At 69.9% G+C, this 17,502-nt stretch carries 14 protein-coding genes and 1 riboswitch; of the genes, 3 read left to right on the top strand and 11 right to left on the bottom strand.

Annotated features, from left to right (window positions below):
- From ribD to fmt, 4 genes are all read right to left on the bottom strand, one after another.
- Complete coding sequence (gene ribD / locus G1H11_RS01460; protein ID WP_163815907.1) at positions 1 to 1,059, bottom strand: bifunctional diaminohydroxyphosphoribosylaminopyrimidine deaminase/5-amino-6-(5-phosphoribosylamino)uracil reductase RibD; 1,059 nt, start codon at positions 1,057 to 1,059, stop codon at positions 1 to 3.
- 116 nt (positions 1,060 to 1,175) lie between these two features.
- A riboswitch (FMN riboswitch) is annotated at positions 1,176 to 1,313 on the bottom strand.
- A 103-nt stretch (positions 1,314 to 1,416) separates the two neighbouring features.
- Positions 1,417 to 2,088: a ribulose-phosphate 3-epimerase gene (rpe, locus tag G1H11_RS01455; RefSeq protein WP_163815335.1), complete on the bottom strand. Its 672-nt coding sequence runs from the start codon at positions 2,086 to 2,088 to the stop codon at positions 1,417 to 1,419.
- A 55-nt stretch (positions 2,089 to 2,143) separates the two neighbouring features.
- Positions 2,144 to 3,571 carry a transcription antitermination factor NusB gene (locus tag G1H11_RS01450; protein ID WP_163815904.1) on the bottom strand — a complete coding sequence of 476 codons (1,428 nt, stop codon included), beginning with the start codon at positions 3,569 to 3,571 and terminating at the stop codon, positions 2,144 to 2,146.
- 31 nt (positions 3,572 to 3,602) lie between these two features.
- Positions 3,603 to 4,547 (bottom strand): methionyl-tRNA formyltransferase, encoded by a 945-nt coding sequence (gene fmt, locus G1H11_RS01445; protein WP_163815334.1) that lies wholly within the window; start codon positions 4,545 to 4,547, stop codon positions 3,603 to 3,605.
- Between the two features lie 132 nt (positions 4,548 to 4,679).
- Between fmt and G1H11_RS01440 the strand changes: the two genes are divergently transcribed.
- A complete protein-coding gene (locus tag G1H11_RS01440; RefSeq protein WP_163815332.1) occupies positions 4,680 to 5,645 on the top strand; it encodes a TIGR03557 family F420-dependent LLM class oxidoreductase in 966 nt (321 codons plus the stop codon).
- Positions 5,646 to 5,750: 105 nt separating this feature from the next.
- Here the strand turns inward: G1H11_RS01440 and bar are convergent, their stop codons facing one another.
- The 3 genes from bar to G1H11_RS01425 form a co-directional block, all read right to left on the bottom strand.
- A complete protein-coding gene (bar, locus tag G1H11_RS01435) occupies positions 5,751 to 6,887 on the bottom strand; it encodes a barbiturase (protein ID WP_163815330.1) in 1,137 nt (378 codons plus the stop codon).
- A gap of 61 nt (positions 6,888 to 6,948) precedes the next feature.
- Positions 6,949 to 7,887, bottom strand: coding sequence for a carbamate kinase (locus G1H11_RS01430; protein ID WP_163815328.1), 939 nt, complete (start codon positions 7,885 to 7,887; stop codon positions 6,949 to 6,951).
- Between the two features lie 136 nt (positions 7,888 to 8,023).
- A complete protein-coding gene (locus G1H11_RS01425; protein ID WP_216843322.1) occupies positions 8,024 to 8,797 on the bottom strand; it encodes a MerR family transcriptional regulator in 774 nt (257 codons plus the stop codon).
- 150 nt (positions 8,798 to 8,947) lie between these two features.
- On the opposite strand from G1H11_RS01425, the gene G1H11_RS01420 reads away from it, so the two are divergent.
- Entirely contained in the window at positions 8,948 to 9,826 is an 879-nt protein-coding gene (locus tag G1H11_RS01420; protein ID WP_163815326.1) for a siderophore-interacting protein, read from the top strand.
- Here the strand turns inward: G1H11_RS01420 and G1H11_RS01415 are convergent.
- Genes G1H11_RS01415 through G1H11_RS01400 form a run of 4 tightly spaced genes read right to left on the bottom strand, consistent with a single transcriptional unit; the run spans position 9,805 to position 16,471 of the window.
- Positions 9,805 to 11,292 (bottom strand): carboxyl transferase domain-containing protein, encoded by a 1,488-nt coding sequence (locus tag G1H11_RS01415; protein WP_163815324.1) that lies wholly within the window; start codon positions 11,290 to 11,292, stop codon positions 9,805 to 9,807. The two genes, G1H11_RS01420 and G1H11_RS01415, sit on opposite strands and share 22 nt — an antisense overlap.
- Positions 11,289 to 12,464, bottom strand: coding sequence for a CaiB/BaiF CoA transferase family protein (locus G1H11_RS01410; RefSeq protein WP_163815322.1), 1,176 nt, complete (start codon positions 12,462 to 12,464; stop codon positions 11,289 to 11,291). The genes G1H11_RS01415 and G1H11_RS01410 overlap by 4 nt, the downstream gene beginning before the upstream one ends.
- A gap of 42 nt (positions 12,465 to 12,506) precedes the next feature.
- Positions 12,507 to 14,402, bottom strand: a complete 1,896-nt coding sequence (locus tag G1H11_RS01405; RefSeq protein ID WP_163815320.1) for a hydantoinase B/oxoprolinase family protein — start codon at positions 14,400 to 14,402, stop codon at positions 12,507 to 12,509.
- Entirely contained in the window at positions 14,399 to 16,471 is a 2,073-nt protein-coding gene (locus G1H11_RS01400) for a hydantoinase/oxoprolinase family protein (RefSeq protein WP_163815318.1), read from the bottom strand. The genes G1H11_RS01405 and G1H11_RS01400 overlap by 4 nt, the downstream gene beginning before the upstream one ends.
- Before the next feature lie 207 nt (positions 16,472 to 16,678).
- Here G1H11_RS01400 and G1H11_RS01395 point away from each other — a divergent pair, with 207 nt between their 5' ends.
- The gene (locus G1H11_RS01395; RefSeq protein WP_163815316.1) at positions 16,679 to 17,488 is read left to right on the top strand and encodes a MerR family transcriptional regulator; all 810 of its coding nucleotides are present in this window, start codon (positions 16,679 to 16,681) and stop codon (positions 17,486 to 17,488) included.
- Positions 17,489 to 17,502: the final 14 nt, after the last annotated feature.

Genomic DNA, 17,502 nt, shown 5'->3' with positions numbered 1-17,502 from the left:
TCAGACCTTCTTTCTCGGTACAGCGGTGATGCGGATGTCGTCGCCGACTGTGGCGACGTCGGTGACGTCCAAGCGGATGGCAGCCGCGATGGCGCCGACGCCCGCTTCGCCGAGGGCATGCGGACCGGCGCCCAGAAGCGCCGGAGCGACGTAGCCGACTACCCGATCGACGAGGCCGGCCTGCCAGAAGGCGCCAGCCAGCACGGGCCCGCCTTCCAGCAGGACGTATCGGCGTCCCTGCTCGTAGAGGGCCGTGAGGAGCTTCGCCAGGTCCACCTTGCCGTCCGGGTCCGCGCCGACCTCGTCGGCGGTAGCGATCCACGTGGGTGCCGAAGCGTCGCGCACCCGCGCTCCGGCCGGGGTGCGCTCGGTGGAGTCGACGACGACGCGCAGGGGTTGCGTCTGGTACGGCAGAGTCTCGCCGTCGCTGCGTGCCGCCAGGTGAGGATCGTCGGCGACCACCGTGCCGGCGCCGACGACGACGGTGTCGACAGCGGCGCGCAGCCGGTGCACTTCGGCCCGGGATTCGGGGCCGGTGATCCATCGACTGGAACCGTCCCGGGCGGCGCTGCGCCCGTCGAGGGTGGCCGCGTACTTCCACGTGACGAACGGGCGGCCGGTGCGGAAAGGGGTCAGCCAGCGTGCGTTGACAGCCGCTGCGTCATCCGCCAGGAGCCCTGCCTCGACGTCGACGCCGTGAGCGCGCAACACGCCTGCGCCACCCGCCGCCACCGGGTTCGGGTCGGCCACGGCGTACACGACGCGGGCGATGCCGGCGTCGGCCAGCGCCGACGTGCAGGGCCCCGTGCGTCCCGCATGGCTGCACGGTTCCAAGGTGACCAGGGCCGTTCCGCCTCTCGCCCGGGAACCGGCGGCGCGGAGGGCGACGACCTCCGCGTGCGGGCCGCCGGGACGCTCGTGCCAGCCCTCACCGGCGACGGTCCCGTCCGGGCCGAGGATCACGCAGCCGACATCGGGATTGGGAGGCGTGGTGTCGAGGGCACGGGCCGAGAGCTCGACGGCGCGGCGCATTGCCACATGTTCGGCCTGGCTGGCCACCGGAGCGCCTCCTCGACTCGTCGTCACGAGCGCTCCGGGGCGTTGGTCGCCTAGGCGACTCGAGCGTCGCCGCTCACGACGGCGCGCTCATGGCGCGCCGGGATGCGGCGATACCCGTGTGTGCTGCCTCCCATCCGGACTTTCACCGTCGGTACCGGAATTCCACCGGTTCAACCGGCCACCTCGTCTTGACGGCAGCCGGGTCGCGGACTGTCACCGCCGGCTCGGAATTTCACCGACCCCGGAGCACACGTTGTTCTATTGGGAGTGTAACTCCACCGCGCCCGAACTTCTTCCCACCGTGGACGTGAGACATCGCATACGCGCTTCCGCACCGAGACGCGGGAGTGGACGTAATCAACTCCCGGGGTCCGCCGCCTCGCTAGCCAGGCGGCGCAGCTCTTCCACGGCGGCAGCGGCGTCGTCGGCGCCGTAGACAGCCGAACCGGCGACGAAGACGTCCGCACCGGCGTCTGCGCAGCGCTCGATCGTGTCTTTCGACACTCCCCCGTCGATCTGGATCCACACATCCAGACCGGACTTCGACACCATCTCCCGCGCGCGCCGGATCTTGGGCAGGCAGATGTCGAGGAACCGCTGTCCGCCGAAGCCCGGCTCCACCGTCATGACCAGCAACATGTCGATCTCGGCGAGCAGATCCTCGAACGGCTCTACCGGAGTGGCCGGCTTCAGACCCACCCCGGCACGCGCGCCTTGACCCCGGATCTCCCGGGCCAGCCGGATCGGCGCCGCTGCCGCCTCGGCGTGGAACGTGACGTTGTGCGCGCCGGCTTCCGCGTAGGCGGGCGCCCAGCGATCCGGATCCTCGATCATCAGGTGGCAGTCCACCGGCAGCTCGGTGCGCTGAAGGATGGCCTCCACCACCGGCAGCCCCAGGGTCAGGTTCGGCACGAAGTGGTTGTCCATGACGTCAACGTGCACCAGATCGGCACCGTGGATCCGCTGGATCTCCGACTCCAGGTTGGCGAAGTCGGCGGAAAGGATGCTCGGTGCGATCTGGATGCCCACGAGCACCCAGCGTAGAGGTTGCGCGTGGCAACCCGCAGCGCGGATCCGGTTCCGCTCAGCGGCGGCGCAGAAGAGCCAGGTACATCGCATCGGTCCCGTGCACGTGCGGCCAGAACTGGACGTCCGGGCCGTCGCCCAGATCCGGTACGCCGGACAGGTAGGGCCGGGCGTCGATCCGCTCGAGCTCGCCGCTCTTGCGTATCACGTCATCGACCACGGTCGCGGTCTCGGCCAGGTGCGGCGTGCAGGTGACGTAGGCGACCAGCCCGCCCGGACGCACCGACCGGACCGCGGCGCGCAGAAGCTCGGTCTGCAGGGGACGCAGCTCCGCGATGTCCGACGGCTGCCGACGCCAGCGGGCTTCGGGCCGCCGCCGCAGGGCGCCGAGCCCAGAACACGGCGCGTCGAGCAGTACCCGGTCGAAGTCGGCCTCCGGCCACGGCCCGTCCGTCGCGTCCGCGACGAGGACCTCGTGTTCGCCGGAATCACCCCGCAGCGCCTGTTCCACCAGCCGGGCACGATGCTCGTGCTGGTCCACCGCGAGCAGCCGGGCGTCGCGCTCCGTTGCCAGGCCCGCGAGGAGGGCCGCTTTGCCGCCCGGCCCGGCGCACATGTCGAGCCACCGCTCGTCCGGCCCGTCGAGTGGAGCATCGGCAAGCGCTAAGGCCACCAGCTGGCTGCCTTCGTCCTGCACCCCGGCGCGACCGGCGCGCACAGCGGCGATCCGTCCAGGATCACCCGACGGCAGAATGGCGCCGTATCGCGACCACCGGGCAGGCTGTGCACCGGCTTCGACGAGCTCCTCGACCTCACCGCGGCCGGGCCGGACCGCCAGCGCCACCGGCGCCGGCTCGTTGTCGGCGGCCAGGCATGCCTCCAGGGCGTCGTCGCCGCCGCCGGGCAGCGCGTCCCTGAGTGCCCGCACGATCCACGGCGGGTGGCCGTGCCGGAACGCGAGGTGACCGACCACATCCTTCTCCCGTGAGGGAGCGAGCTCGGCCGTCCAAGCGTCCAGGTCGCGCTCACCGACTCTGCGCATGACCGCGTTGGCGAACCGGGCGGCGCCCTCGCCGATCTGCCCACGGACAAGATCGACTGTGGTGGACACAGCGGCATGCGGGGGCACCCGCATCGACAGCGTCTGGTGCGCTCCCAGCCGCAGGGCGTCCAGAACGGGTGGGTCCAGCTCGCCCAGAGGGCGGTCCACATTGGCACCGATGATCACGTCGTACGTGCCGGTGAACCGCAGCGTTCCGTAGGTGAGCTCGGTGGCGAAGGCGGCGTCACGCGCGTTCAGCCTCCGGCTCTGCAGCAGCTCGGGGAGCACCAGGTTCGCGTAGGCGTCCTCCCCGCTCACCGCGCGCACGGCGTCGAACGCCGCCACCCGGGCGGGATCGGCCGTGGGCCGGCTGGCGGGTTCACGGCTACGCCGCTGGCCGCCGCTTTGGTGCCGCCTGCGGGAAGGCTTCTCCGGCGGTGTCATGCGCTCGACCACCGGTGCTGGCGGTGCCCACTCATCCGGCATCCTCCTCTGCACCTACGCGCTCGCCGGGTTCCGGACGGACACCTCGGGCCCAGTCGGTGGCCGGCATGGCGCGCTTGCCCTGCGGCTTGACCTCGCCCAGCACCACGGCGAAGCTCCCGGTGCCTACGCGCACGCCTGACTTCTCGACCACGATCTCGCCCGGCGTGATACTGTCCCGGCCGCGCTCCAGCCGCACCGGGCCGACCTTCAGCCGCTCACCGCGGAACGTCGTCCACGCTCCCGGCGCGGGGGTGCAGGCCCGCACCAGGCGGTCCACCCGCAGCGCCGGTGCATGCCAGTTCACCCGGGCGTCCTCCACGGTCAGCTTGGGGGCCAGCGACACACCCTCTGCCGGCTGCGGCTCCGCTCGAAGGGAACCGTCCTCGATGCCGTCGAGGGTGCGCACCATCAGCTTCGCACCCGACTCCGCCAGGCGGGCCAGCAGATCCCCGCTGGTGTCGGTGGGCCGGATCTCCTCGGTCACGAGGCCGAAGACGGGCCCGGTGTCGAGCCCCTCCTCCAGCCGGAAGGTGCAGGCACCCGTGACGTCGTCGCCGGCCATCACCGCGTGCTGGACCGGGGCTGCGCCCCGCCAGGAGGGAAGGAGGGAGAAGTGCAGGTTGACCCAGCCGTGCTCGGGGATGTCCAGGGCGGCGCGCGGAATCAGGCCCCCGTATGCCACGATCGGCGCGCAGTCCGGCGCGAGCTCCGCCAGCCGGTCCAGGAAATCAGCGTCGCGTGGTTTGGCCGGCTTCAGCACCTCGATGCCTGCGTCCTGCGCCAGGGCCGCCACCGGGCTGGGGGTCAGCTTCCGGCCGCGGCCCGCGGGTGCGTCGGGCCTAGTGAGGACGGCGACGACCTCGTGATGCGACGCAAGAACAGCACGCAGCACCGGTACGGCAACCTCCGGCGTACCGGCGAAGAGAACACGCATTCAGTCCAGCCTCAGATCGACAGTGGTGACGCGGAGCATTCGAGCGGACCGCAGAGCCCACGATATCCGGCCGCCGGAACCTGGTGTCACGCACCGGGACATGGACGGTGCGGCATCGGGTAACGGGCGGGAATGGTACAGATCGGCTACACCACCATGTGTGAGCAGATACCCGCGAAGCAGCTGGTCGACGACGCGCTCTCGGCCGAGCGAGCCGGTTTCGACTACTCCGTGATCTCCGACCATTACTTCCCGTGGCTAGAGGAGCAGGGTCACTCCCCGTACACATGGTCGGTCCTCGGAGCCATCGCCTACGTGACCGAGCGCATCCCGCTGATGACCTACGTGACGTGTCCCATCATGCGGTATCACCCGGCGGTGGTGGCACAGAAGGCCGCCACCGTGGGCGTTCTGAGCGACGGGCGATTCACACTCGGGCTCGGCGCCGGGGAAAACCTCAACGAGCACGTGATTGGCCAAGGCTGGCCGCCCGCGGACACCCGCCACCGGATGTTCGACGAGGCTCTGGAGATCATCAGTCTCCTGCTGCAGGGCGAATACCTCACGTATCACGGCGAGTTCTTCAACGTGGACTCCGCGAAGCTCTACGACATGCCGGAGAGCACGGTGCCGATCGGCGTGGCGGCCTCCGGTCCCCGCTCCGCCGAGATCGCGGCCGAGTACGGCGACGCGCTTGTGATCAACGAGCCGCAGCCGGACGTGGTGAACGCGTTCGTGGCCGCCGGCGGCGAGGGCCGGCCCGTCTACGGGCAGCTGCCGGTCTCCTTCGACCGCGACGCGGACGCCGCCAAGGAGCGCGCGCACCGGCTGATGCGCTGGGCTGTCGGCGGCTGGAAGGTGATGGCCGAACTGCCGGGGCCGGTCAACTTCGCGGCACACACCGATCACGTCCGTCCGGACGACGTGGCGGAGATGGTGCCGTGCGGCCCGGACGTCGAGCCCGTCGTGGAGGCGGTCAAGGCCTATACCGAGGCGGGCTTCACCCACGTGGCGCTGGTGCAGGTGGGCCACGAAGAGCAGCAGCCCTTCCTCGACTGGGCCGAGAAGGAGCTGCTCCCCGAGCTGCGCCGTCTGTGACTCTTTCCGAATGATCATGTAAACCATGTTTGTTCGTGCTTCACCAGGCCTGCAGGCCTGGTGAAGCACGAACAAATATGGTTTACATGATCATTTAGGAGGGGTTCAGGGGCGGTAGTCGTAGCCCGTGGGGTCTGGACCGAGATCCACGATGGCCGCCACCGGCCCGCCACCGTCAGGTCCCTGGTGCGCCGCTGACACCGAGACGAACACGGCCGGATCACCGGTGACCGCGGAGGCCACACCCCCGACGGCCGCCTTGATCTGCCGGTGCCAGTGCACGTCGGAGTCGTCGAGCATGGCGTTGCGCCGCCCGCGCACGACGCCGTCCTGACTCACCTCGCACTTGAGGAAGACGTTGACCAGCCGGCCCCCGAGATCGCCCGGGTTCGGACGCTCGGGAAGCTCGAGGCCTGCCTCCCGGATCGCTGCCCAGATGCCGTCCGCGTCGAGCGCGTCGTTCATCACCGCGTGCCCGATCCGGTACCGGCCACCGACGCCGCGAGCGTTGCCGACCACCACCACCTGCGCCTGGTCCAGTTCAACCCCGGACGAGCAGGACGCGACGGCCGAGTACAGGCTTCGGTCGTGCATGACGTCGGCGTCCTCGGGCATCTCGATTTCGCCTAGCGCCACCGCGATGCCCAGGGCTGTGCAGCCGTTGGACAGATCCATCGACTCATGGGTGTGTTCGGTCCAGACCGTCTTGCCGCGCGCCTTCGCGTCTCGGATGGTGTGGATGGTCAGCAGCGGTGTCTTGGTCTGGACGTAGTGCACGTCGGCAGGATCGGAGATGCCCGCCCGGTCCATGGCGACCTTGACCGCGGCGGCCACCTTCTCGATCATGCCGCGGCGGCCGATCTCTTCCGGCAGCAGCACGTCGCTCATAGCGAACCCCACCGTGAGCCGCGGTTCGTCGGTCTGCTCGGCCCGCTCGGGCGGGACGGTGGCGAAGACGGTGGCGTGCGGGCTGATCACGCCGTCGGTGCCGCCGGACCAGACGATGGGAACCTGCTTGACCTCGTCGGCGGTCCGGGTTCCCTTGTCCATCAGCACCTCCCGGAACGCACGGTCCGCGATGATCCGGGTGTAGTCGTTCACCCCGCCGTTGCCCTCCGTCTTGCCGATCACAGCGATCACCCGATCGGCTTCGATCACTCCGGCATCGATGAGCTCGGTCAGCCCCGACGCATCACTGACGTGCGAGATGGCAACCTTGCGGACTTCAATCGGCTCAGGCATCCCCGGCCACCTTTCGTGCTAGCGGAACATTGTCATGCTGTCGGTCGGTCGGTAACAGGTGTCAGGGTGCTGCGACCACCACCGTGCCCACGTCGCCTCGTACCGCCCGCGCGATGCCACCGAGCGAGGTGATGACGGCGCGCTGTCCGCCCTGTTCGACGAACCGGCAGCAGGCTTCCACCTTCGGCCCCATGCTGCCGCCGGCGAAGTGTCCCTGCGCGGCGTAGGTCCGCATGGTGGCGACGTCCACCCGGCCGACCGGGCGGGCATCCGGTGTGCCGAAATCGAGGACGGCGGCTTCGACATCCGTCGCGATCACGAGCACGTCGACGGCCACCGTACGGCCCAGCAATGCCGCGCCGAGGTCTTTGTCGATGACGGCCTCGACGCCTCGGATGCTGCCGTCGGCTTCGCGTACCACCGGGATGCCGCCTCCCCCATTGGCGACGACGACGAACCCCGCGGTCATCAGGGTGGACACGGCCGTGGCGTCGAGAATCTCCACCGGCTCCGGACTTGCCACCACCCGGCGCCACCCGCGCTCGCCACGGTCCTGCCAGACCTGGCCGTGGTCGATCAGCGGCTGGGCCTCGTCACGCGGGAGAAACCGGCCGATCGGCTTCGTGGGTGTGCGCAAGCCGGGATCGTCCGCGCTGACTCGGGTCCGGGTGACCACGGCGACGATCCCCCGTTCCACTCCGCGTGCGGCGAGCGCGCACTCGAGGGCGTTGACCACGATGAACCCGATGGTTCCCTGAGTCTGGGCACCGCACCAGTCCAGCGGGACCGGAGGCACCACTGGCGCGGCGAGCTCGTTCTTGACCAGCAGATTGCCTACCTGTGGGCCGTTGCCGTGGGTGAGGATCACCTGATGGCCGGCCGCCACCAGGTCGGCCACCGGGTTCATGGCGGAGTTCACGGCGGCGATCTGATCCTCGGGCCGGGCGGTGCCATCCGAGGAGGTCATGGCGTTGCCTCCCAGAGCGATCAGAACCCGCACGCCGCCACCTCCCGTCCCCGGTGCGCATGACCCACGCCGGAATCGGCCATCCGGTGTGACGAGCTTAAGGACAACCACGGCCTGGCAACGATGGTGACCTTCGCCCAATCAGTGCGCGACTTTCAGCAGCAATCGCCTACTCCGCGCCCGCCGGTGCGGGCCCGCCGGGAAGGGCCGCATACTGGTCGAGGTACTGGTACAACGCCGACGAGGCACGTAATCGCCGGACACTACGCCGGTGAAGCTCGCGCTGCCGAGCGGCCAGCTCGTGCCGGACGCGCTCCGGGTTGCCGGTGGAGCGCAACTCACCGAGCACCGACTCCACCACCGGGAACGGATAGCCGCCCCGGCGCAGCAGCGCCACCACATGTGCCATCCTCCGCTCCTCGTCCGAGAACACCCGATACCCGGTGCCCGCCTCCCGCGACGGCCGCAACAGCCCGCGCCGCTCCCAGAATCGCAGTGCGGACGTGCGCACGCCCACGACAGTGGACACCTCGCCGATCCGCAGGTTCCCGCGCGGGATGGGCTTCGTGTCCGGACGCTTCGCCACCACGGTCTCGAACGCACCGAGCACCATCCGGACGTGCTCACGCTCCCGGGACAGCTCCGCATGGCTGTGGTCGAGGGCGTCCAGTGCGGTTTCCAGGTCGCCCCGGTGCACCGCCCGCACGATGGCCGGCGCATGCCCCCAGCCGTGGCCGTCGATCATCTCCCGCAACATCACCAGGGCGTCGGCGTGCCGCGCGGTGAAGACGCGGTAGCCACTGTCCGTCCGGGCCACCGCGGGCAGAAGCCCGTCCTCGGCATAGTTACGGATCTGCTGAGTGGACACCCCGGCCGAACGCGCCAGATCGGTGATACGCCACCGTCGTGCGGACGCGTCCTCGTCGCGAGCGCCAATGGCCACGGGGCCTACCCTACGCCTTGCCCACGTGGTTGAGACTTTGGTGGACCTCCTCGATGCCTAACCAGCACCAACGGCTGAACAAGTCCCAATAAGGACTTCAATGAAACAATTGAATCGATACGTTCACACATCCCAGAGCGGAGTCTCACCATGCACACGCGCCTGCCGATCCGATACATCCATGCCGTCCGCGTCGAGCGCCTCACGCCCCGGATGGCGCGCATCACGTTCACCGGAGAGCATCTCACCGACCTGGCCACCAGCGGCCCCGACCAGCAGATCAAGCTCTACTTTCCTCGCCCGGGCCAGACCACCCCGCGCCTACCCGACCCCGAACCCGACGGCGACGTGATGCGCTGGTATCAAGCGTTCCTCGCCCTGCCGGAGGAGGAACGGCCGTGGATGCGCAGTTTCACCATCCGCGCACACCGGCCGCAGAGCCAAGAGATCGACGTCGACGTCGTCCTGCACGGTGACGCCGGGCCGGCCGCCAGCTGGGCTCGTTCGGCACGCCCCGGCGACACGCTGGCGATGTTCGGCCCTGCCGCGGAGTATGCCCGCCCCGTCCCACTCCTCACGTCGATCACCGGAGCCGACTGGCTTCTGATGGCAGGAGACGAGACCGCCCTGCCGGCGATGGCGACCATCCTCGAAGCACTGCCCGAGGGCACTCGCGCCGAGGCCTACATCGAGGTCGAGGACGCCGCCGGCGAGCTGGCGCTGAGCACCCGCGGCGACGTCAGTCTGCACTGGCTGCACAGGTCGGGCCGGCCCGCGGGTCTCGTCCTGGTCGACGCGGTGCGCGGCGCCCGATTTCCCGCCGGATCTGTATTCGCCTGGCTGGCCGGTGAGGCCGGCTCGGTCCGAGCGTTACGCCGGCACCTCGTCGACGACCGCGGAGTCGCCAAGAGCTCCATCGACTTCACCGGATACTGGCGGCTCACTCTCAGCCAAGACGACGCGCCGACTGAACAGGACCTGGCCGACGCTCGTCAGCGCCTCGCCGATCACACGCCCAGCAAGCGATAACGACGATGCCTCGCCGCGCTCCGCCGGGCCGGATCGCCCTCCAGCAGCCGCACCAGCTCGAACTGCAGAACAAGGCCGGTACGACGGCAGAAATCGTCCGGCTCGTCGGCGGCGTCGTCGTGCTCGGCGATGATCCGGTCGACGATGCTGTCGCGCAGCAGGTCCAGTGAACGCACGCCCTGGGATGCCGCCACATCGGCGGCCCGCTCCGTAGTCCGGTACATGATGGCGCTGGCGCCCTCCGGCGGCAGCGGTGACAGCCACGCGTGCTGCGCCGCCACCACCCGGTCAGCGGGCATCAGGGCCAAGGCGCCGCCGCCGCTGCCCTCACCGAGCAGGAGGCACAGTGTCGGCGCGTCCAGCGTCACGAGTTCGGCGAGGCACCGGGCGATCTCCCCGGCCATGCCGCCTTCCTCGGCGGCCTTCGACAACGCGGCGCCGGGCGTGTCGATCACGGTGACCAGAGGTAGGCCGAGCTCACCGGCCAGGCGCATTCCGCGGCGAGCCTCCCGCAGCGCGCCGGGGCCCATCGGTCCTGCCAAGGCCTGGCCACGCCGGTCTTGACCCAGAAACACGCACGGCGCACCCCCGAAACGCGCCAACGCGAGGAGCAGTCCGGGATCCTGCTCCCCCTGCCCGGTGCCGTTGAGCGTGACCACGTCCGTCGCCGCGACCCGCAGCAGGCGGCGCACACCGGGCCGCTCCGGCCGCCGGGACCGGGTCACGGACTCCCACGCGGGGACGTCGGCGAGGGGCTCCTTCGGCAGCTCAGACACGGCCGGCAACCCGTCTCGTGGTGCCATCAGAACGGTGAGCGCCCGATCCGCGATCCCGGCAAGCTCCTCCGCGGGCAGCACGGCGTCGAGCAACCCGTGCGCATAGAGATTCTCCGCCACCTGCACGCCCTCCGGGAACGCCCGCCCGTACAGCGCCTCGTAGACGCGCGGGCCGAGGAAGCCGATCAGCGCACCAGGCTCGCCCACGGTGACGTGCCCGAGCGAACCCCACGACGCGAGCACTCCGCCGGTGGTGGGATGGCGCAGGTAGACCAGGAACGGCAAACCGGCGGCCCGGTGCGCCGCGATGGCCGCCGTGATCTTCACCATCTGCACGAAGGCCACCGTGCCCTCCTGCATCCGGGTGCCGCCCGAGACGGGCGCCGCCAGCAGAGGCAGCCCCTGCGCCGTGGCCCGCTCCACGCCGGCGGTCAGCCGCTCGGCCGCCGCCACCCCGATCGATCCGCCGAGAAAGCCGAACTCACATGCCGCCACCGCCACGCGCCTGCCGTTCAGCCTGCCCTCACCGGTGATGACGGCCTCGTCCAGGCCGGTGCGGGCCCGCGCGGCGGCGAGGTCGTCCGCGTACGAGCCGGTGGCGCCGACGTCCACCGTCTCCTCATCCCAGCGGATGAATGAGCCGCCGTCCAGGACGAGCTCGATCAGCTCGAGGGCGCTGCGACGGGTCATGCGCCGTCCGCAGCGTCCAGTTCGTCGAGCCACCGGCGCACGTCGTCGTCGTTCTCACCGAGCAGTGGCGGTGCGACGTGCGTGCGCGGCCCGGAGCCGTCGAAGCGCACGGCCGGGCCGGGCAGTGCCAGCGGGCCCAGCACCGGATGGTCGACGTCGACGAGCAACCCCTGCGACCGTGTCTGGTCCCACTCGTAGACCTCGTCGATGCCGCGGACCTTGCCGCTGGCGATGCCGGCCTTGCCGAGCTCCATCAGCCAGTGGCCGGCGGACGCGGCGGCGAAGGCTCCCTCGACCTCCTCGATGAGCGCGGGACGGTTGCCGACCCGGTCGGAGTTGGTGGCGAACCGGGGATCATCGGGATCCAGCCCGACGACGGCGGCGAACGCCCGCCATTGGGTCTCGCTGCCCACGGCCACCTGCAAGGCGCCGTCGGCGGCGTTGAACAACCCGTACGGTGCGATGGACGCATGATGGTTCCCGGTGGCGCCGGGCACTTCACCGCCCACCGTCCAGCGGGTGCCCTGGAACGCATGCACCCCGACGACGGAGGCGAGCAACGACGTCCGCACCACGCGGCCGCGGCCGGTCCGTTCCCGCTCCAGCAGGGCAGCCAGCACCCCGCTGACGCCGTACATGCCGGCCAGGAGATCCGCGATCGGCACGCCCACCTTGGTGGGATGCCCAGGCTCACCGGTGATGCTCATCAGCCCGGCCTCGCCCTGGGCGATCTGGTCATAACCGGCCCGGCCACCCTCCGGGCCGTCGTGCCCGAAACCGGTGATGGAGAGAATGACCAGCCGGGGATTGATCTCGTGCAGGCGCTCCACGCCGAAGCCGAGCCGGTCCAGCACCCCGGTGCGGAAGTTCTCCACCAGCACGTCCGCGCGCCGGACCAGGCGAGTGAGAAACTCCCGGCCGTCGTCGCTCTTCAGGTCGGCCGTCACGGATTCCTTGTTGCGGTTGCAGGACAGGTAATACGTCGACACCCGCCGGTCCTCGGGGCCGACGAACGGGGGGCCCCAACCGCGCGACTCGTCGCCGCGCTCCGGCGTCTCGAGCTTGATCACCCTGGCCCCCATGTCGCCGAGCATCATCCCGGCGTGTGGGCCGGCCAGCGCTCGCGACAGATCAACGACCACATACCCGGACAGTGGCCCGTCCTCACTCATCAACCCACAACCTTTCTCGCCTTCTCGAGGTCGCTCCTACCGTCACAGCCAGTCCACGTCGGCCGCCGGCTGCCCTCCGGAGAGGCGAGCGTAGCCCGGACCGCGGTCGAAGAACGGCTCGTCGCCGGTGCGCCGCTCTCGGACGGCGCTCCGCAGGGCGTCACTGGCCGCCTCGTCGACAACCGGCTCGTCGGCGGATCCACGGACGACGACGCCGTAGTCGGTCTCCGCACCCTCGACCGAGACCTTGCGCCACCTGACGTCACGCAGCACGTCGGTGTACGGGCGCTCCAGCGGATCACCCCATCCGCCACCGCCAGTGGTGCGGATCCGGATCACCTCTCCTGCGAAGACGGGCTCGGCGTCGGCCAGCGCATCGACGCCGCGTTCACGCGGCCCTCCAGGGTCGATCGTCACCTCGAACGGCCGCCCGGCCTTCCCGCCGCGAATACCCCAGCAGGACAGGATAGAGCGATCCGCGATGGACATGAAGTGCGCGTCGCGGAGCATGCGGATGTGCTTCTCGTAGCCGAGCCCCCCGCGGAAGCGGCCCGCGCCGCCGGAGTCGATGGCCAGGCCGAGGCGCTCCACCACGAAAGGGAAACGGGATTCGCTGAACTCGCTCGGCAGGTTCCGCGAGTCCGGCACCACGTGGATGGTGTCCTCGCCGTCGGCGTAGTACCGCCCGCCCGAGCCACCGCCCAGCACCTCCCGCATCAGATACGGCCGGCCGTCGGTGTCCTCGCCGTAGACTCCGGTGTAGCGGATGGTCTCCTGGTCGGCCGGCATCCGCCCGTCGACCGCTTTGGCCACGACGCCGGCCAGCACGCCGAGCATGCGCAGGATGACGAACGTTCGCGCATTGGTGGGCGCGGGAAAGACCGGCGTCAGCAGCGTCCCCGGCGGTGGGAAGCGCATCTCGATCAGCGGCACGATCCCCTCGTTCACGTCCAGCTCGGCCATCCGCTCCGGGGAGCCGGCCAGGTTGCGCAGGATGGGTGCCAGCCACTTCTTCAGGAAGACGCCGTCGGCGTAGTCGCCGGCATGGTTGATCGGTCCCTTGGCCTGCGGCCCGGTGCCGGTGAAATCGACGGTCAGCTTGCCGCCGGCGTCGTCGGTCTTGGTCAACGTGATCCGCTGGGTGTGCAGCTTCGGCTCGTCAACGCCGTCGTGCTCGGCGTAGTCCTCCCAGACGTAGGTGCCGGCGGGGATCTGGGAGAGGACCTCGCGGCGGAAGGTGTCGGTGGTCTTGTCCAGGATCGCGTCGAAGCACGCCTCGACGGCCGGCTTGCCGTAGCGCTCGAACAGCTCGGCCAGCCGGCGTGCTCCCATCAGGCAGGCAGCGCATTCCGCGTCAAGGTCCGCAGCCAGTGAGTCCGGCATCCGGGAGTTGCGGGTCATGATCTTCAGTGCGGCCTCGTTCGGCACGCCCTCGTCCCACAGCTTGATCGGAGGGACCATCAGGCCCTCCTCGAAGACGCTCGTCGCTCGCGACGGCATCGAGCCCGGCACCGATCCGCCGATGTCGTCGTGGTGGCCGAAGGCCTGTACGAACGCGACGACCGTTTCGACGCCGGCCTCGCCCCGGGCGAACACCGGCGCCGTCACACACAGGTCGGGGAGGTGCCCGATGCCGCCCTCGGACAGATAGACGTCGTTGTGGAAGAACACGTCGCCCGGCTTCATCGTCGCGGGAGGGTAGTCCCGGGCCACCGGATGCACCAGGGCTGAGTACGAGCGACCGGTCAGCTTGCGCAGGTTACGGTCGTGAATACCGGCGCGGTAGTCGTGGGCGTCGCGGATCATCGGCGAGCGGGACGTGCGCCCGATGGCGGTCTCGACCTCCATCTCCACCGACGCCAGATAGCCCTCGACGATCTCCACCAGGATCGGGTCCGCCTCGACGCCCTCGGTGAGGCGGAAGGTCTCGCTCGTCACGTCATCGCCCCCGTTCGTGTGATCGCCAGGTTGCCGAAGCGGTCCACCTGTGCCCGGAACTGCGGGTGGATCGGGATGGTGGAGCCGAACTCCTCCACCACCGCCGGGCCGGTGACGACGTCCCCAGCGCCGAGCACGGCCCGGTCGAACACGGGGGTGTCGGTCCACCCGCCGAAGTAGACCGGGCGACGGCTGGCGGCCCGTGCTCCGTCGCCAGGCGGCAGCTCGACCATCTCCGGCCTGCGGATCGGGCCGATGCCGGTGACCCTGAGGTTGACCCATTCGACCTCCTGGCGCGGATCGTCCCGGAAGTCGTAGCCGTAGAGCCGACGGTGCTCGGCGTGGAAGGCCGCCGCCACGGCGTCGACGAGGCTCCCCGTCACCGGGCCGTCCGGCAGTTCCACCCGAACCTCGTACGCCTGGCCGAAGTAGCGCAGATCGGCCGTGCGCACGAACCGCCGCTCCGCGGTCGGGAATCCTTCGCGGCTGAGCGCATCGTCGGCCTCCGCTCGCAAGGATTCGAGGATCTTCGCCATGTCAGCCACATCGAGGGTGGCGTGCCGGGCGACGGCGGTCCGCACATAGTCGTTGCGGACGTCGACGGTGAGCAGCCCGTACGCGGACAGGTTGCCCGGGTTCAAGGGCACCAGGACGGCGTTGAGCCCCAGGATGTCCATGAGGCGGCAGGCCAGCAGGGAACCGGAGCCCCCGAACGTCACCAGGGTGAAGTCACGGACGTCGAGCCCGCGCTTCACGGTGATCTGGCGCAGGGCGTTGGCCTGGTTCCAGGCGGAGATCTCCAGCATGCCGGACGCACACCTCTCCAGGTCGAGCTGGAGCCGGCCCGCCAGCACGGCCAGGCCGGACCGCGCCGCCTCGCCGTCGAGCGCGATCTCGCCGCCGAGCAGATGCGGCGGGATCCGGCCGAGCACCAGATGAGCGTCGGTGATGGTCGGCTCCGCTCCCCCGGTGCCGTAACAGAGCGGCCCCGGATCGGCGCCCGCCGACTGCGGGCCGACCTTGAGCGTGCCCTCGGGGCTGAGCCACGCGATGGAGCCACCACCCGCGCCGACGGTGACGACGTCGATCATCGGGATCTTGCTCGGGTAGGCGCCGACCGTTCCTTCCGTGGTCAGAGCCGGCTGTCCGCCGACGACGACGGTCACGTCCGTGGAGGTTCCCCCACCGTCCAGCGTCAGCACGTCGGCGTGACCGGCGGCCCGCGCGACCACCGCCGCTCCCAGGGCGCCGGCCGCCGGTCCCGAGAGCACGGTGGTGATCGGCTGTTCGATCACTTCCTCACCGGACAGGACGCCGCCGTTGGACTTCATCACGTAGAACGGCACGCTGCGCCCCGCATCCGTCATGCCGTCCAGGCGGCGCCGGATGTTCTCGACGTATCCGCGGATGCTCGGCTTCACAGCGGCGTCGACCAGCGTGGTGACGCTGCGCTCGTACTCGCGGTATTCACGTAGCACGTCGGAGGAGATGGAGACCGTCGCCTCGGGGTGTTCGCGTGTCAGCACCGCACGCATCCGCAACTCATGTTCCGGGGCGGCGTAGCTGTGCAGGAATGAGACCCCGATGGCGCGGATTCCCCGATCGCGGAAGAACCGGGCTGCGGCCACCGCGTCGTCCTCGTCGAACGGGCGGATCTCCGTTCCGTCGAACGCCAGCCGGCCGCGCACGGTCCGCACCCGGTCAGCCGGAACGATCCGGGGTGGCTTGACCCAGAAGTAGCTGTTGCCGTAGCCGTCGGGAACGGACTGGCGGGCGATCTCCAGCATGTGCTCGTAGCCCTCGGTGGTAATGAAGCCGAGGTCCTCGACCTTGCCTTCCAGGAGCTTGTTCGTCGCCACCGTGGTGCCGTGCGACACCGCCGAGATCGACGTCGTGTCCGCCGCGAGCGCATCCAGCGCCTTGCGCAGGCCGGTGAGGAAGCCGTCGGCGGGGTCGGCGGGCGTGGACGGCGTCTTCGTGGTGACCAGCCGGCCGGTCTCCTCCTCGACGGCGACGACGTCGGTGAACGTTCCGCCGGTGTCGATGCCCACGCGGATGTTCGGCGGCATGCGGGCTCCCTCCTCCGGGACGAGTCCCGGCGTCCATGCCGCGATTCAACCGGCAGATCTTGCCCAATGCCTCGGCAACACCTGCCAACGGTAGCTGCGCATCATTGGCCACACACTGACGGGAACGGATTGACGGGCCGCTCCATGCTGGCCTTGACTCTTCCCCTGGGGAAGACACCAGGCTCCACATCCGACAGGGAGGTGACGATGGACGAGCTGCTGAGCATCGGGCGGTTCTCACGCATCTGCTGGCTGAGCATCAAGGCGCTGCGGTTGTACGACGAGACCGGCTTGCTGCATCCGGCGTACGTGGACCCGGTCAGCGGTTACCGCTACTACACCGCGGACCAAGCCCCGGCTGCCCGTGCCATCGCCATCCTGCGCTCCCTCGACATGCCGCTCGCGCAGATCAAGGCGATCGTGACCGAGTCCGACCCGGATCAGGTACGCGCTCGCCTCGACGAGCACCGGGCGGCGCTCGAGGAGCGCATCGACCGGGATCGGCACATGCTCAAGCGTGTCGAGACCTTCATCCGGAAAGGAGCCGTCATGGCCTACGACATCACCCTCCAGGACATCGAACCGGCCGACGTCATCGGGATCACGTTCACCACTTCGCCCGAATCCATCAATGCCGACATGTCCCGTGCCTGCCAGCGCGCCTTCGGCGCGCTCGAAACCGCAGGTGTCCGCCCGCTCGCGGCCCCGCAGCTCGCGTACCTGGACATGCAGGACGACGCGTGGACTGTGCAGGCGCGCATTCCGGTTCCACCGGGCTCCGACGTTCCCGATGGTCTCACCGGTCGGCGCCTCGACGGCGGCCGGGCCGCGGTCGCGGTACATGTCGGCCCATACGACGAGCTCGGCATGGCCTACCGCGAGGTCGAGGTCTGGATCGACCGGAACGGCCTGGTCACCGCCGGGCCACCGTACGACGTCTATCTCAACGACCCCACCGAGGTGAAGGATCCGGCCAAGTACCAGACCAAGATCGTCTGGCCGGTCCGGAACCCGTGAACCCGTGAACCCGT

The sequence above is a fragment of the Phytoactinopolyspora alkaliphila genome (genome assembly GCF_010550695.1).
Lineage (GTDB): Bacteria > Actinomycetota > Actinomycetes > Jiangellales > Jiangellaceae > Phytoactinopolyspora > Phytoactinopolyspora alkaliphila.
The sequence above is the reverse complement of the archived record's forward strand: the minus strand, read 5'-3'. Positions and strand labels throughout refer to the sequence as shown.

Excerpts from the sequence above, each read along its gene's own strand:
- G1H11_RS01450 (WP_163815904.1), bottom strand. The coding sequence starts at position 3,571 with ATGACACCGCCGGAGAAGCCTTCCCGCAGGCGGCACCAAAGCGGCGGC.
- fmt (WP_163815334.1), bottom strand. The coding sequence starts at position 4,547 with ATGCGTGTTCTCTTCGCCGGTACGCCGGAGGTTGCCGTACCGGTGCTG.
- G1H11_RS01440 (WP_163815332.1), top strand. The coding sequence starts at position 4,680 with ATGGTACAGATCGGCTACACCACCATGTGTGAGCAGATACCCGCGAAG.
- bar (WP_163815330.1), bottom strand. The coding sequence starts at position 6,887 with ATGCCTGAGCCGATTGAAGTCCGCAAGGTTGCCATCTCGCACGTCAGT.
- G1H11_RS01420 (WP_163815326.1), top strand. The coding sequence starts at position 8,948 with ATGCACACGCGCCTGCCGATCCGATACATCCATGCCGTCCGCGTCGAG.
- G1H11_RS01415 (WP_163815324.1), bottom strand. The coding sequence starts at position 11,292 with ATGACCCGTCGCAGCGCCCTCGAGCTGATCGAGCTCGTCCTGGACGGC.
- G1H11_RS01410 (WP_163815322.1), bottom strand. The coding sequence starts at position 12,464 with ATGAGTGAGGACGGGCCACTGTCCGGGTATGTGGTCGTTGATCTGTCG.
- G1H11_RS01400 (WP_163815318.1), bottom strand. The coding sequence starts at position 16,471 with ATGCCGCCGAACATCCGCGTGGGCATCGACACCGGCGGAACGTTCACC.
- G1H11_RS01395 (WP_163815316.1), top strand. The coding sequence starts at position 16,679 with ATGGACGAGCTGCTGAGCATCGGGCGGTTCTCACGCATCTGCTGGCTG.